Raw genomic sequence first — 14,671 nt, forward strand, 5'->3', positions numbered from 1 at the left:
GTTCAGTTGTCACGTAACTCGGTGATGCCACCGTTGCTATCACCTCTCAGGCGGCTGCTGAGCCAGAGACCGAAGACCGTCGCGAGATAGGGGAGCGCCTGAATGAGATCGTGCGGCACGCTATCGCCGAACACGAGCTGCGCGCGGATGCCGATGGCGCTCAGCACGGAAAAGAACATCGCCGCCAGTGTGGCGCCCATTGGATGCGCAGCCCCGAAGATGACCGCGGCAAACGCCATGAAGCCACGTCCCGCCGTCATGTTCTGCCCGAAAAATTGCAGGCTGCCCGCTGCCAGCTCTGCGCCGCCCAATGCTGCCAGAATACCGCCGATCGAAAGAGCGATCAGGCGCATCATCGATGGGTTGACACCGACGCTGCGGGCCGCAAACGGATGTTCGCCACAGGCCGATAGTTGTAGGCCGAAGCGTGTGCGGCACAGAAGAAACCACAGTGCGAATACCACAACCGGCATCAGCACCACGAGGATCGAGAGAACACCGTAAGCGCCGAAGGCAGGTCCGAGGCGAGGGAGGCCAAAAGGCGCGTTGACTGCGGACTGGCTGCCGAAGAAGGATTGGATGGCAAGCGCCGTGCCGCCAAGCCCTAGGCCCGTCAACCCAAGTCCGGCGATGATCGGATTGGCTTTGAGTTTCTCGACTACGAACCAGAGGAGGATTGAAGCCAGAACCGCAAAGAGCATGGCGATCAGCAGCGCAAGTATGACCGAACCGGTGACGACTATGCCCAGGATCGTGGCGCAGGCGCCGATGATCATCAGACCCTCAAGGCCGAGGTTCCAGATGCCCGCTCTCTGGGCTATGACGCCGGCAAGGGTTACGTAGACGAGTGGGGTGCCGGAGCGCAGGATGGCTATGACGATGTCATTCATGAAGAACGTCCCCCTATGCGCAGGACCTTGTCGAGCAGTTTCGACCGGGCTGTGATGAAAAGGGCGATCGCCGCGTTGATAACGTCGATCGCGGCTGACGGTAGCCCCGCCATCACCGGCAGGTAGAGCGCCGCTGAAGCGAGCCCGCCGAAAAACAGGGCCGCTATCGCCGTTCCCGCCACGGAGAAGTTGGCAACAAGGGCAATCAGGATGGCAGTGAACCCATGTGCCGGCAGGAAGCCACTGGCGATGCGCCCGTTCGGTCCCATGAGCTCGATCGTTCCGGCAAGACCCGCCAAAGCACCGCTCAACAAAAAGCTGGTGATGCCGAGCTTCCAGAGAAGCGCGCCCTGCCATCGCACCATCACCGGGTTGCGGCCGGCGAGGCTTGCCAACATCCCGAAAGTCGTGCGGTTGACGAGTAGCCACATGGCCAGGCCGACGACCACAGCAATGGCGATGATCTTGACTGAGAGGCCTGACGATGTCGAGAGGCGATAGGCTGCCTCAAGCGGGCGGCTGGAGGCTTGTTGCCCGGAGCCCGATGGGTCCTTGAGTGGCCCGGAAGTGACATAGACCAAAAGCAGGCCCGCCATGAAATTCCCCATCAGTGTCGTTATGACCTCATCGGTTCCCGAGCGGATGCGAAGGTATCCCGGCCAAAACGCCCACAGTGCGCCCCCAACCATGCCAGCGACCATGCAGGCCGGTATGACAACGAACGCCGGAGCGCCCGAAAGCCATTCTGCGACGAAGGCCGCGCAAATGGAGCCGACATAGAATTGTCCCTGCGCGCCGATATTGAAGAATCCGGCACGGAATGAAATCCCAACCCCAACGGCGGTAATGAAGAGCGGCAATGCCCATCGGAGGCTCTGCGCCAGAGCGCCGGGCCGCAGGAATGCCCCATCTGCTACATTGGTCAGCACCATGGACGCAGAATACCCAGCAATCTGAAAGACGATGGAACACAGAACCAATGCGAAGATGACAAAGATCAAGCTGCGAAGAATATAGGAAACGCGCGCTATCATCGGGAACCCCCAATCATTGCGGCTCCGACCGCACCAATGTCGTAGGGAGCCGTGAATGTCCCGGCGACCCGGCCCGATAGCATCACGACGACGCGGTCGCTGATATCGAACAACTCATCCAGGTCGGACGAAATCAGGATGATGCCGCAGCCACGATCGCGCGCCTGGCGGAGTGCGTCCCAGACAAAGGCGGTGGCGCCGATATCGAGGCCGCGTGTCGGCTGCGCCGCGATGATCAGCTTCGCATCCGGGTCGATTTCGCGTGACAGGATGACCTTTTGCGCGTTGCCGCCGGAAAGCGCTCCCGCCTTCTGGGCGACATTGTCATAACGGACACCCCATGCTTTCAAGGCGGCGTCGCATTCGCTGCGCAACCGCGCCGGATTGACCAGACGCAGAAGCGGCTTTTCAAGGAGCGCACGGGCGGTCCAGTTTTCCCACAAGCTGGAGGTGAGGCTAAGCCCTTCCGTGTTTCGCTCGAAGGGAATGATACGTAACCCCATGATACGGCGCTGAGCGAGGGACTGGGCGGTAATGTCGTGTCCTGCCAGATGGACTTCGCCATGGCTCGCCTTGGCGAAATCCGCGATTAGGCGGACGAGCGTCCGCTGGCCGTTGCCTTCGACGCCGGCGATACCGACGATCTCGCCGGGGCGAACGTGAAAGTCCACATCCTGCAAAGCCGGGCCTTCCTGATCGACAAACGTGGTGATGTTTGAAAGCTTGAGAACCGGTGCGGCCGTTGCCGCCTCTGCGACAGTCGAAGTGTGTTCCACCGTGCCAGCGCCGGTTAGCGCCTGCGCATCGGCGGCTGCGAGCCCGCGGTTTGCCTCCCCGATGATGAGCCTGGATAACCGCGCTCCATCCACATCCGTCCTCATCAGCGGACCATCGACAAGCCGCCCGGCGCGCAGCACGGTTACCGTGTCGGCGACGGCAAGAACCTCGCGAATTTTATGAAGAATGAGAAGCACGGTAACGCCCTGCGCTTTCAGCCGGCGCACGCGCTCGAACAGTTTCTCGATGCCGGATGGCGATAATACTGCAGTCGGCTCGTCGAGGATGAGAACCTTGGCTTGCGTGACCAGCGCCCGGGCGATTTCGATCCCCTGCTGGCTCTCGACCGGCAGGTCGCGAATGCGGGCGCCGAGATCGACCGATATGTCGAGGCTTTCGAGATGGGCCCGCCAACGCGCAAACAGGCTCCTGCGGGTGAAGAACCGCCCGGTTCCCGTTGCGCCGAACTCCATGGCCTCTGCCACGGTGAACGATGGCGGCAGCGCGAAGCTCTGGTGAACCAGTTCGACACCGGCAGCGCGTGCCTCACCGACATTGCCACCGCGCATGACCCGGCCACCGATCGCGACATGGCCGGCGGCCGGCCGCACGAGACCGGATGCAACGCGAGCGAAGGTCGTTTTTCCTGCGCCGTTCTGGCCGACCACGGCGTGAATAAGGCCGGCATTGAATACGGTCGATACTGCATCGAGAGCGGTGACCGGCCCATAGGTCACCGAGACGTTCTGGCACAAAAGCGCCGGGGCATGAGGATCGGTCATGGGAGGCCCATTCACGTGGCTGAGATGACGGATGGCGGCGTGAACGCCACCCGCCTGCTCATCAGATTGTCGTATTGAAGGGAACAGTTATCGAGCCGTCGAGAATGCCTTTTTTGGCAGCTTCGATTTCCGGCATTATGTCCTTGATCTTGGCGACGACGTCCGCCGGGCCCTGCTCCAGGAAGAGTGGCGACACAATGAAATCGATAACGCCGGTTTCCAGTCCGGTTTTTTCATGCGTTCCGCCCTTCCAGTCCGGGCCGAGTGCCTTGGTCACTTCGTTATAAAGTGAAACGCCGAAATCAAGCTGAACGATACTGCTGATCGACTTTGGCCCCTGCGGGAACTGCGCCTTGTCGAGAACGCTAACGATGCGGCCTTCCTTCTCATTTGCCGCAGCGATGATGCCAGCGTCGGTCGCCGCTGAATCGGTCTGGATGAAGTCGATACCGTCATTGAACATCTGCGCGGCGATTTCCTGCCCCTTCGCCGGGTCCTGGAACGAGCCCGCAAAAGCCACAGTCACTGTTGCCTGCGGGTTAATGGAGAGAGCACCTGCCTTGACGGCGTTGAAATCCGCGTTGATCGGCGGAATGGAAATGCCGCCAATGAAGCCGACCTTGCCGGACTTGCTCATTCGTCCGGCGAAAATGCCCGAGAGATAGCAGCCGAGATAGTAGTCGTAAGAGACGGTAACGACGTTTTGGATCGCGGGCTCCATCGGGTCACCGAAGAGCTGGATCCATTTGATCTCGGGGTACAATGGTGCCAGGGCCTTGAAGGGCTCAGCCACTTCATTGAAGGTCGAGACGATGACGGTCGCACCAGCATCGCAAAGCGTGCGGAAGATCGTCTCGTAGGTGGCTGGATCCTGTGCATAGACGGCACGATACTCGAAGCCCTTTTCCTCCGAGAGCTTCTTCAGATTGGCAATCATCGTATCGACAGGGCCGCTGTCGCCTGCCGATTGCGTATGGACGAGAGCGACAAGTCCGCCTTCGGCATGGGCAACCGCAGGCAGTAATCCGCCAGCCAGCGCCAACGCCGCCGTGCCGGCTGAAATTTTCAGAAAGTCGCGCCGATCGAACGAGTTCTGGTTAAAAATATTGGCAGTCATCTTCTGTTCCCTTTTTTGGTTGATTGGTTGACCGGGCAGCACTGCTGCCCGGTTTTCTTCAAACTTGCGGAGAGTAGGAAGCCGGGTTCATGATCATGACATCCTGGCGCTCGATTGCGTTTAGCGCCCAGATTTCGCCGATGAATTTCTGCCAGTCTGGGTCGGCATACATGGCCGCCCGCCGGGCCTCGCGATCCGCAAGGCTTTCATAGGCCCACATCAGCACGGTCGTATGCAGGGTGCCGATCTCCGACACATAGAGGCCGACAAACCGGTTGAGATGCCGCTTCTGTACCGGCAGGCCTTCTGCCTCGTATTTTTTCATCCAGCCATCAACCGTGCCGGGGCGAAAAGTATAGGTGCGGTGTTCCAGGATCATTGCCGGTCTCGCTTCAGCTGTTGAGAATGAAATCTGCGCAACGCTCGCCGATCATGATCGCCGGTGCGTTCGTATTGCCGCTGGAAATGATCGGCATGATGGAGGCATCGGCGACCCGCAGTCCTTCGACGCCTTGCACCTTCAGGCGCGCATCTACCACTGCCATCGGATCGTTGCCCATCTTGCAGGTTCCAACGGGATGGAACGTCGTCATCGCGGTTGCCCGCAGCCATTTCGACAGATCGGCATCGTTGAGCGCTGCCGGTCCCGGCGCCAGTTCCTTGCCGCGATATCGGTCAAAAGCGGGTTGGCTGATAATGTCGCGGGTCAGCCGGATGCCGTCGATCATGGTGCGCATGTCGAAATCGGTCTGCAGATAATTGGCAAGGATCTTCGGTGCCGCCATCGGATTAGATGAGCGCAGGGTGATTTCGCCACGGCTTTCCGGATTGACCGGCCCGACGCGCAGGGTGAAGCCATGGTTGGCCTCGACCGTCTCGCGCTTGAAGGGGTTTGGAAAGTGCAAATTGGCGGTCTTCTCCAGAGCCGGCATGAAGTGAAGCTGGATATCCGGAGCGATAAGGTCCGGCCGCGAGCGAACGAAGGCACCAGCCTCGTAGGGAAATGTCGTGGTGATGCCTTTCCCGAAAAGCATGCCTTGAATGACGGACAACGTTAGCTTGTCGGCACGCAGATCCGAATAGAGCGTCACCGGCTTGCGGCACTCCCAGGACATCACGCAATCGACGTGATCCTGAAGATTCTTGCCCACACCAGGGAGCTCCAGCACAGTATCAATGCCATGCGTGCGTAGTTCGTCGGCCGGGCCGATGCCTGAGAGCAACAGTGTCTGCGGCGAATTGACTGTTCCGGCGGAGAGAACGACCTCGCGCTCGGCATAGGCCTTCTGCATCGTGCCGCGATGAAGGTATTCCACGCCGACGGCGCGGCCTTTCTCGACCATGACGCGGTGAGTGTGCGCCTGTGTCATCACTGTCAGGTTGGGACGCGACAGGGCCGGGCGCAGAAATGCAAAAGATGTCGACCAGCGTTTGCCCTGGCGGATCGTGAAATCGTAACGCCCGAACCCCTCCTGTTCGATACCGTTGAAATCATCGTTGAGCGGATAGCCGGCCTGGTGGCCAGCTTCGTTGAAAACATTCAGCAGCCTGTTCCAGCCGCGTGCACGGCAGACGGTCAGCTCGCCATTTTTCTCGTGGAAGGTGTCGTCGCGCTCGAGGTGCCCTTCGGAGCGGCGGAAGGCGGGCAGTACCTCGTCGTAGGACCAGCCTGGAAGGCCCATCTGCGACCAGCGATCATAATCGTGACGATTGCCACGCACGTAGATCATGCCGTTGATGGTTGACGTTCCACCCAAAACCTTGCCGCGAGGCCAATACAGAGAGCGGCCGTTGAGATAGGGCTCGGGTTCCGTGTGATAGTGCCAGTTATAAAGGCCGGAGTGAAAAAGCTTGCCCATCAGCATCGGCAAGCGGAACAGCGGATTGCGATCCTTGCCTCCTGCTTCCAACAACAGCACCCGGTTGGCCGGGTCTGCCGAAAGCCGGTTCGCCAGTACGCACCCCGCAGACCCCGCACCGATAATGATGAAATCGAAATGATCGCTTCGCGCCATGGTCACCACGCAATGGGATTGGATCCCATGTCCTCTAGAAAGTCGTTACAGAGAATGAAGGGATTGGCGCGCTCTAGTACCGCATCAGCGCGGGCTGGATGATCCCGCAGGATTGCGGCGATGCTGCCGTTGCGCCCCTCGTGAATACCGGCTGCCGCGAAGGCTTCGGCGGCCACATCGCCAAAGGCGATGAAGACGATCGGTCTGCCGCTGCCGGCCAGCATGGCCAGTGTTTTTTGAATGAGGGGGCGCCAGAGAGGAACGTGGCCGTGGGACTGATGCGGGTCGATGCCCACCTGAAAGCGCGTCAGCGTCAAGGAGGCATTTAACAGGAGCACGCCTTCGCCGATCCATCGATCGGCGACCGCTGACGGCGCCTCCATTTCGACCGAACCCTGCTCGATATCGCGAAGCGTTCTTGACCACTCGGAAAAGCCACTGGCATAGGAGGCATCACCGGTGCGTGCCGCCACGATCAGTTGCGTGAAAGCACGGATGCTGCGGGAAAACATCTTGTCGAGCTCACGCCATTCGGCAACGTTACCGGCCTCAAAGGCCCGGCCGGTGGCAAAGCCCGGCTCGGGGTAAGGGTCCTGGCCGAGAATGACGCAAGAGACCTGTTCCGGCGCAATGCCGTCATAGGCGCGAAACAGATGTGCGCCCTTGGGCATGCCAGGAAAATGACGACTGCGGCGAACAGGAAAGATCGGCTCCCAGATCTCAAGATCAAGATCGCCGTCGATTGCTTCTAAGTCGGGCGCTGCACCTGTGCAAAGGTCCCGCCAGGCTGGCGGCATATCTGCCTGCCACCCGTCAAGAAACTCCCGCATCGCATTTCTCAGTGACGAAGACATTTCGACACCCCTCCCTTGTCATCGGCTGTGATGCTAGTCAAAAGCTGACCAAAGTGTCAACTTATTAAACGAAAAAACCTGACCGGATCGTCAGATTATATCGACGTGCGTGATGAAGTGTGAAAAGGTATGGTTGCGGGGCCGGTAATCACTGCCTGTCTTCACCGCAATAATCTGGAATAAATGAGCGACGTAAGATGCCAAAGATGCCCCCCAACCAGACCCCGAAGGACGGGGGCGATGACGAAAAGATTCGCGCCCGCAACATCCGCGAGATATTGAAGGCTGCGACGGAGATTTTTTCAAGAAAGGGCTTCGACGGCGCGCGCATCGCCGAGATTGCCGAGGCATCCGGCCTTCCGAAGGCCAATGTCTACTACTACTTTTCCTCGAAGGAAGAGATTTACCGCGCCGTTATCGAACACCTGATCGAAGGCTGGGACGACGCGTTCACCCATATCTCGGGAGATCGTGAGCCGCAGGATGCGATCCGGTCCTATGTCGCGGCCAAGCTGGCCTACACCCGTCGCAATGTCATCGAATCGCGCCTGTTTGCCAACGAGATCATTCGCGGCGCGCAATTTCTGTCGCGCAAGGATCGCCAGCATATGCGCACGGTCACTGATGAAAAAGTGAAGGTCATCGAGGATTGGATCGCTGCAGGCAAACTTTTGCCTGTGGATCCCAGGCACCTGTTTATCATGCTGTGGTCGGCAACTCAGTTTTACGCAGATTTTGAGCCGCTGGCTTGCGACGCTCTGCACACGACTAAACTCAAGAGCATGGATTATTCGCATGCCGCCGCAACGATCAGCGAAACTGTGTTGCGAGGTCTTCTCCCCGCAGGACAGATCTGACGCCTAGGTTTCCATTTGTGAAACAGCTGCGCTTGGGTGGACGGAAATGGGAGGTGGCTTTTGTATTCCTGGTGTGGGTGGACATCGCTATGACGACAGACAGCTGGATAGACCAGAGTTAGACCGCAGATTGGTGGCGCATGGCAATGCATGCGTGTGCCTCCGGCGTCGCCACGTGACTTGGCGCGCTTAAAGGAAATTCTTCCTACCAGGATAGTATAGCGCCAACGGTGCTAATGATTGCGTCCAGTCTGCCAGGACGCGGACTAGTCGCCCGGCTGCGATGTTTTCGCGGACGTCAGCCTCCATGACATATCCAAGGCCGACGCCCCTTTGTGCCGCTATCTTCACCAGACTGGATTCGTCGAGGCTGATCGAGCCCTGAACGTCGATCTGGACCGCCTCCCCATCCTTCTCGAATTTCCGTCGAAACAGCGCATTGTTGGGAAGACGGGGGCGAATGCATCGAAACCGGTAAAGGTCGGGAGGAATCCTCGGCGTGTCATGCGTGTGGAGAGACTCCGGAGATGCGACGACGGCATTGCTTCGTTTCAGGCCCAGAGGCACGGCGATCATGTCGGCTGGGACGAGATCGGCTGGCCTGAGGCCCAGGTCGAAACCAGCAGCGACATTATCGACGATCCGTCCCTCGGTGACCAGATCGATATGCACCTGCGGATAGCGCTGCATGAACGACAGGATTAACGGCTCCATCACCTCGCGGGCTGCCGTCGCAAATGCGTTGATCCGCAAGGTTTGAGCTTCAGCGGCCGATGAATGTCGTCCGCCTGCCATCCCTTTTGCTTGATGACCGTCGTGCGATCCAGGCGCTTGGGTATCCGACCTGTACGCGGTGGATTCGCAACCGTCCCTCCGGCGTCTGTCAGGAACGCCCGGGCCGGTCTCAATCGATGAGATGCAGGCGGCCTTAAGGCAACTTGATCGCCGCTCATCATTGATCGTAAAGGTCGGCAGCACGGGAAAGCAGAGAAGTTCGCCGGCACGGAGCCAACCGACGGTTTTGGGGATCGACGACCGGAACCGCATCTGTCTCAACACAATACAAAACTGCGGATTCAAAATCCTGGACCCGGGTGAGAAGGTAACGCCTCTGCTTCAAGATAGCCGGCCGCGCCGGCCCGATACCTTATCGGACGGACCGGACGGGATGATGTAAATCACCGCATGGCAATCCAGAATTCACCGTGGTTTCATCGGTGCGGGACGGAAGGATCTTTCACGTTGTTTAGGTTCGCGCCGCCGGAATAACAATGTTCCAACCGCTATCAAGCGCCCAGTGCGTGCGGTATCTAGCTACGTCTCCTTAAGTGATCATTGGTGAATTGCTTGCATTCTGCCTTTAGAATTGCAGAACGCAGGTAAATCCATGAAATTGATTTCGAATATGCGCGCCACTTCCCGCAAGAAGCGCGTTGGCTTGGTCACTATTCTTTTCACAGCCGTCGTCAGTCTGATCGCCAGCCTCGTCTTCTCTGCTGTGGTCTACATGAGAGATGAAGCCAACAAAATCGATGATGCGCGCGCGAACAGAGCTGTCACATCTGCAATTCGGTCCTTTCAAACTCGCCTTGCCTCCACAGTTCAAGACAACGCTGTTTGGGACGACGCCTTTAAAAGTATTGGATCCGCAAACGCATCCGCTTGGGCCTATGAAAACTGGGGCAAGACCAGCGAGGACTATCCTCTGTATGATGTAGCCGTCGTTTTGAAACCTACAGGTGCTGTTTTGAGCGCCTATAGGAAGGGTGCTCCCTTCGATGCACACTCCGAATTCGGCAACAGCATTGGCGAGTTGGCGGCTCGGGCGTCTGCTTCGGGGCAACGGGCGGTCACCTCTTTCGTGCCAACGACGGAAGGTGTCTATCTTGCTGCGGCTGGTGCGATACAGCCATTTGAGGACGGTCCGTCGCAAGAGGCGCTCAGCACACTTGTATTCGCAAAACTGTTGACGCCTGACATCGTTGCCCAGCTCGACGAGACATTCGACATTGGGGGCCTTAGGCTCGTTGCTACTCCATCACCTGACAAATTGAGCATGCCGCTCCTCGGCAATCATGGTCGCTCCGTCGCTTATCTGCACTGGCCGAGTCGGATGCCGGGCAATCTGACATTTGACGGCGTTTATCGGTCGCTGCTTGCCGCAGGCACGCTGTTCTTGATATTTGTCGTCGCGATCATCGCGACCGCGGTGGCGGTGATACGTGGCCTGCAGCGTGATACCGTCGCGGCGCGGTTTAAGGCTACCCACGACAGCCTAACGGGCCTACTGAACCGGGCGGGCCTTTTGGACGAGATCGACGTGGCGAAATCGTCACTCACCGGACAACAGGCACTAGCGCTAATCGATCTGGACGGTTTTAAAGACGTTAACGACGCATGGGGTCACGCGATTGGTGATGAACTGATCAAGTTAGTTGCCAATCGCCTGACGAAGACGTTGACGCACACGGAAACGATATGCCGCCTCGGGGGTGATGAATTTGCGTTCCTGGGCTCTGCCAACCAGATCGGCATCTGCTCGAAAGCACTGGTACAAGCGTTACAGGAACCATTCCGTATCGGCGGCCGTACGATCGAAGTGGGCGCCAGCATCGGGACCGCGTTGCTTACATCAGATATTCCAGATGGCTACGAGCTCCTGCGACGCGCCGACATGGCGCTCTACGAGGCGAAGGAAAGCGGTCGAGGTCGGATAGTCGACTATCTCGGCGAACTTGACCTCCAGCGCAATCAGCGAGCCGCAATGGAAGACAAGCTACGCCGAGCTGTCGAAAATCGAGAGGTCCGCCCGGCGTTTCAGCCACTGGTGGACGCTAAGACCGGGTCGTTGCGTGGGGTTGAAGCGCTTGCACGCTGGGTTCCCGATACGGGACCGGTCAGCCCGGAAGTGTTCATCACCGTCGCTGAACGGGCAGGTCTCATCGATGAACTGGGGCGGCAAATCCTTGAGATGTCCATAGAAACGGCTTCGAGCTGGAATGACATTGGCTTGTCGGTGAATGTGTCACCCGTACAACTGCGCAATCCGGAATTCGCTGTAGTTGTCGAAAAAGTGTTGGAAACGAGAGGTTTCGATCCAAGCCGATTGACGCTTGAGATTACCGAAGGGGTTTTGATGTCAAACCCGGAGCAAGCGAAGCGTTCGATTGCCAGGTTGAAGGCGATCGGAGTGAAATTTGCTCTGGACGATTTCGGCTGCGGTTATGCAAGTATCGGCGCCTTGCGCGAGTTCGGATTTGACCGAATGAAGATCGACCGTTCGCTTGTGACGGCGCTGCAGGAGGAGAAGGGCGCTGGAATCCTCAGCGCAACGCTTTCGCTTGCGCACGCTCTCGATATTCCAGTGACTGCCGAAGGCGTTGAAACCCAGGAACAGGCAAATACCTTGACTGCATGCGGATGCGATCAGCTTCAAGGTTACTTCGTTGGAAAGCCAATGGGCGCAAAGCAAATCGAAGATGCTTTCCTCAAGGCTGCCGCATAGCATCGGGCGGTTGGGATGTAGGCCGCTGGAACGACTTGGAACACGCAAGGAGCGGGAGCATGGTGAAAGAACATCCGCCATGTAACGCCCGCCAGGTCTGCTGGCGGCCAGAGGGTCGAGGTCGGGTTGTCATCGAGATAAAGCCCCGGTGATCTTCACCAGCATTACAGGTCGTAGGTTCTGATCCTTTCAAGGCGAAATAGTCTCAGTGGCGATCCATGGTGCGGGATCGCCACTTTGTACCAACGCTAGAGCGCCTTCGCCGCTGTCTCAATGACGTCAGCAACCTTCTGGGGCTGAGAGGAGAAGACGGCATGGCTGGATACAACCTCAGTGACAGTGCTGCCCGCACGCCTCGCCATCTCGCGTTCCAGTTCAGGATTGATGGATCGGTCCGCGGTCGCCACAATGGCCCAGCTTGGCTTTGTCTTCCAAGCAGGATCGGCGATCCTGGCCGAGAAAGCTTCCTTGGAGGCGAAGACCTGCGACCTTGCCAGAAACGCTGCGTCGTCTTTTGGCAGGTCGGCGGCGAAGTCGTTCGCGAAGGCGGCGGGGTCGAGATAGACGTATTTTCCGTCCTTCGTCTCGCGGATATTCATGCCGCCAGCAGGCTTTGAGCTTGCAAGGCTGAGCAGGCTTTCGCCCTTGTCCGGCTGGAAAGCGGCAACATAAACGAGACCGGCGACAATGGGACTACGACCTGCCTCGGTGATCACCATACCGCCATAGCTGTGACCGACGAGAAGCGTCGGGCCATCCTGCAAATCGAGCACCCGGTTGGTGGCGGCGATATCGTCGGCGAGCGACGTAATCGGCTGCTGGACGATGGTAACATTGAACCCTCGCTCGACAAGGATATCAGACGCCTTGCGCCAGCCCGAACCATCGGCAAGTGCGCCATGGACGATGACGATGTTTTTGACCTCGGCGGCCTGCGCCGAAAATGCGATGATGCTGGTGGCGAAGGCGAGTGCGAGGATCGAGATGGAATGTCGGTTCATGCGTTTTACTCCTGTTGTCGTTAAGTGATCTTGATGCGGAGGATGGGTCAGCCGAAGGTAAAGGCGTAAGCTTCGACACCTGGATCGAAGAAACGGATCTCAAACGTCCGTTCCCCCACGTCGCCCGACTGGCGAACGAGCTGGTAAAGCCTGGTGGAGGTTATGGTACCGCGGCCGTCGGCATCGGTATCTGCACCATGATCGAGCCCCGGCGCCTTGCTGTCGATCGTCACCTGGAAGCGAATGGGTTTGCCGGTAGCACCGGGTCCGAGCACAAGATGCAGGTCGCGCGCGCTGAAACGATAGACGACGCTGCCATCCGGCTGGTCCAGTACGGCGCGTTCTGCACCCACGGTCCAGGTGCCAGAGAGACCCCATTCATTCAGGCCCGGCTGCGAGATAGAATATGCATTGGCGGCGTCGGCATGCAGGCCCTCCGGAGAGACGAAGCCCACGGCACGCTTGTATCCAAGATAACTCTCACCGGAGCGGATGTTCTTGAGGTCGGGGCTTGCCTCGGCACCCTTGGCATCGGGCGTTATCGTTGTGGTCGCCGCCATCTCTTTGCCAGCTTCGTGAAGCAAGTCCTGGATTGCTTGCTCGGTCTGGCGATAGTTGCCCTCACCGAAATGATGGTAGCGGATCTGGCCCTTTGCATCGATCAGGTAGTGTGCCGGCCAGTAGCTGTTTCGAAAGCGCGCCAAATCTTGTAGTCGTTGTCGATCGCAACCGGATAGCGGATCTTGAGATCGTCAATCGCTTTACTGACATTGTCGATCTTCTTCTCGAAGGCGAATTCAGGGGCGTGCACGCCGATCACGACGAGGCCCTGATCCTTGTATTTTTCTGCCCAGGCGCGGACATAAGGGACGGTTCGGATGCAGTTGATGCACGAGTAGGTCCAGAAATCGACAAGGACGACCTTGCCGCGAAGCTGTACCGTGGTCATTAGCGGCGAGTTCACCCACTCGACCGCGCCATTCAACGACGGCGCTTCGCCCTCGACAGGCAAATCACTCCGAAACGGCTGAACTTGATCGACGACAGGTGGCATCGCACCGCTGCTGGTAACTCCGGACATTGCATCGTCAGCAGCCTTGTCGTGCAATTGGTCAAGCACAGCCTGTTCGAATGTGGCCGTGCTGGCATAGGAAAGCCGCGCCAGGAGACCGGTATCGAGACCGAGGACAATGGCGGCAACGCCAACCAGAACCGCGGCACCCAGTGCTTGGCGGATACGCTCACTGACGCCGAGCGACCGTTTCATGCCGGCGAAGATCTTACCCCCGATAAGCAGGGCAACAGCAAGCGATGTCGCGGCACCAGCGGCATAGGCGGCGAGCAGAAACGTTGTCTCGAGGTTCGCGCCATCCAACGCCGCACCCGTCAGCAGAAGGCCGAGGATAGGCCCGGCGCACGGCGCCCAGAGAAGCCCGGTCGCGACGCCGAGGATGAAGGAGCTCGCGGCAGTCCGCACTGAGCCGGGTCTACCCGACGCGTTCAGCAGCCTGTTGCCCAAATCGACGACTGGTTGGGTGACGATGCTCGCAATGCGGGGTGACAACAGGCTGACCCCGAAGATGGCGAGCAGCAGTATCGCGGCGAGACGACCGTATTCATTGGCATGGATCGCCCAACTCCCGCCGACCGCTGCGAGTGTCGCGACCAATGCAAACGTGACGCTCATCCCGACCAGCATCGGAAGGGTACTTTTGATGAAGGGCTCCCCGGCCCTGGCAAATACGAAGGGGAGAATGGGAAGGATGCACGGGCTGAGGATGGTCAGCGCCCCTCCGAGATAGGCAATGATGAGAAGTGTCATCGTCGTTTCCTTGAAAC

Annotated in this window: 10 protein-coding genes and 2 pseudogenes; 2 read left to right on the forward strand and 10 right to left on the reverse strand. The window is 58.7% G+C overall.

Annotated elements, in window-relative coordinates:
• Positions 1 to 2: 2 nt before the first annotated feature.
• From ASC96_RS15915 to ASC96_RS15945, 7 genes are all read right to left on the reverse strand, one after another.
• On the reverse strand, positions 3 to 890 hold the full coding sequence (locus ASC96_RS15915) for an ABC transporter permease (protein WP_060504120.1): 888 nt from the start codon (positions 888 to 890) through the stop codon (positions 3 to 5).
• Positions 887 to 1,924, reverse strand: coding sequence for an ABC transporter permease (locus ASC96_RS15920; RefSeq protein WP_060504121.1), 1,038 nt, complete (start codon positions 1,922 to 1,924; stop codon positions 887 to 889). The genes ASC96_RS15915 and ASC96_RS15920 overlap by 4 nt, the downstream gene beginning before the upstream one ends.
• Positions 1,921 to 3,483, reverse strand: coding sequence for an ATP-binding cassette domain-containing protein (locus ASC96_RS15925; protein WP_060504122.1), 1,563 nt, complete (start codon positions 3,481 to 3,483; stop codon positions 1,921 to 1,923). Before ASC96_RS15925 ends, ASC96_RS15920 begins: the two co-directional genes overlap by 4 nt.
• 61 nt (positions 3,484 to 3,544) lie before the next feature.
• Positions 3,545 to 4,600 carry a BMP family ABC transporter substrate-binding protein gene (locus ASC96_RS15930; RefSeq protein ID WP_060504123.1) on the reverse strand — a complete coding sequence of 352 codons (1,056 nt, stop codon included), beginning with the start codon at positions 4,598 to 4,600 and terminating at the stop codon, positions 3,545 to 3,547.
• 58 nt (positions 4,601 to 4,658) lie between these two features.
• Positions 4,659 to 4,979 (reverse strand): NIPSNAP family protein, encoded by a 321-nt coding sequence (locus ASC96_RS15935; RefSeq protein WP_037103231.1) that lies wholly within the window; start codon positions 4,977 to 4,979, stop codon positions 4,659 to 4,661.
• 13 nt (positions 4,980 to 4,992) lie between these two features.
• Positions 4,993 to 6,615 carry a choline dehydrogenase gene (locus tag ASC96_RS15940; RefSeq protein WP_060504124.1) on the reverse strand — a complete coding sequence of 541 codons (1,623 nt, stop codon included), beginning with the start codon at positions 6,613 to 6,615 and terminating at the stop codon, positions 4,993 to 4,995.
• Positions 6,616 to 6,617: 2 nt separating this feature from the next.
• The gene (locus tag ASC96_RS15945) at positions 6,618 to 7,469 is read right to left on the reverse strand and encodes a uracil-DNA glycosylase (protein WP_244482081.1); all 852 of its coding nucleotides are present in this window, start codon (positions 7,467 to 7,469) and stop codon (positions 6,618 to 6,620) included.
• A 197-nt stretch (positions 7,470 to 7,666) separates the two neighbouring features.
• Here ASC96_RS15945 and ASC96_RS15950 point away from each other — a divergent pair, with 197 nt between their 5' ends.
• A complete protein-coding gene (locus ASC96_RS15950) occupies positions 7,667 to 8,326 on the forward strand; it encodes a TetR/AcrR family transcriptional regulator (protein ID WP_244482083.1) in 660 nt (219 codons plus the stop codon).
• Positions 8,327 to 8,515: 189 nt separating this feature from the next.
• On the opposite strand, the pseudogene ASC96_RS15955 reads toward ASC96_RS15950, so the two are convergent.
• Positions 8,516 to 9,082 (reverse strand): annotated as a pseudogene (locus ASC96_RS15955) (LysR substrate-binding domain-containing protein); the annotation flags it as partial.
• A gap of 631 nt (positions 9,083 to 9,713) precedes the next feature.
• Here ASC96_RS15955 and ASC96_RS15960 point away from each other — a divergent pair.
• Complete coding sequence (locus ASC96_RS15960; protein ID WP_060504126.1) at positions 9,714 to 11,831, forward strand: bifunctional diguanylate cyclase/phosphodiesterase; 2,118 nt, start codon at positions 9,714 to 9,716, stop codon at positions 11,829 to 11,831.
• Positions 11,832 to 12,079: 248 nt separating this feature from the next.
• Here ASC96_RS15960 and ASC96_RS15965 read toward each other — a convergent pair whose 3' ends face one another.
• Positions 12,080 to 12,832, reverse strand: a complete 753-nt coding sequence (locus tag ASC96_RS15965; RefSeq protein ID WP_060504127.1) for an alpha/beta hydrolase — start codon at positions 12,830 to 12,832, stop codon at positions 12,080 to 12,082.
• Positions 12,833 to 12,879: 47 nt separating this feature from the next.
• Positions 12,880 to 14,654, reverse strand: a pseudogene (locus tag ASC96_RS15970) (cytochrome c biogenesis protein DipZ).
• Positions 14,655 to 14,671 lie beyond the last annotated feature (17 nt).

The organism is Rhizobium sp. Root1204 (genome assembly GCF_001424965.1).
GTDB lineage: Bacteria > Pseudomonadota > Alphaproteobacteria > Rhizobiales > Rhizobiaceae > Pararhizobium.

Coding starts and splice junctions, on each gene's coding strand:
- ASC96_RS15915 (WP_060504120.1), bottom strand. CDS start 890: ATGAATGACATCGTCATAGCCATCCTGCGCTCCGGCACCCCACTCGTC.
- ASC96_RS15920 (WP_060504121.1), bottom strand. CDS start 1,924: ATGATAGCGCGCGTTTCCTATATTCTTCGCAGCTTGATCTTTGTCATC.
- ASC96_RS15925 (WP_060504122.1), bottom strand. CDS start 3,483: ATGACCGATCCTCATGCCCCGGCGCTTTTGTGCCAGAACGTCTCGGTG.
- ASC96_RS15930 (WP_060504123.1), bottom strand. CDS start 4,600: ATGACTGCCAATATTTTTAACCAGAACTCGTTCGATCGGCGCGACTTT.
- ASC96_RS15935 (WP_037103231.1), bottom strand. CDS start 4,979: ATGATCCTGGAACACCGCACCTATACTTTTCGCCCCGGCACGGTTGAT.
- ASC96_RS15940 (WP_060504124.1), bottom strand. CDS start 6,615: ATGGCGCGAAGCGATCATTTCGATTTCATCATTATCGGTGCGGGGTCT.
- ASC96_RS15945 (WP_244482081.1), bottom strand. CDS start 7,469: ATGTCTTCGTCACTGAGAAATGCGATGCGGGAGTTTCTTGACGGGTGG.
- ASC96_RS15950 (WP_244482083.1), top strand. CDS start 7,667: ATGCCAAAGATGCCCCCCAACCAGACCCCGAAGGACGGGGGCGATGAC.
- ASC96_RS15960 (WP_060504126.1), top strand. CDS start 9,714: ATGAAATTGATTTCGAATATGCGCGCCACTTCCCGCAAGAAGCGCGTT.
- ASC96_RS15965 (WP_060504127.1), bottom strand. CDS start 12,832: ATGAACCGACATTCCATCTCGATCCTCGCACTCGCCTTCGCCACCAGC.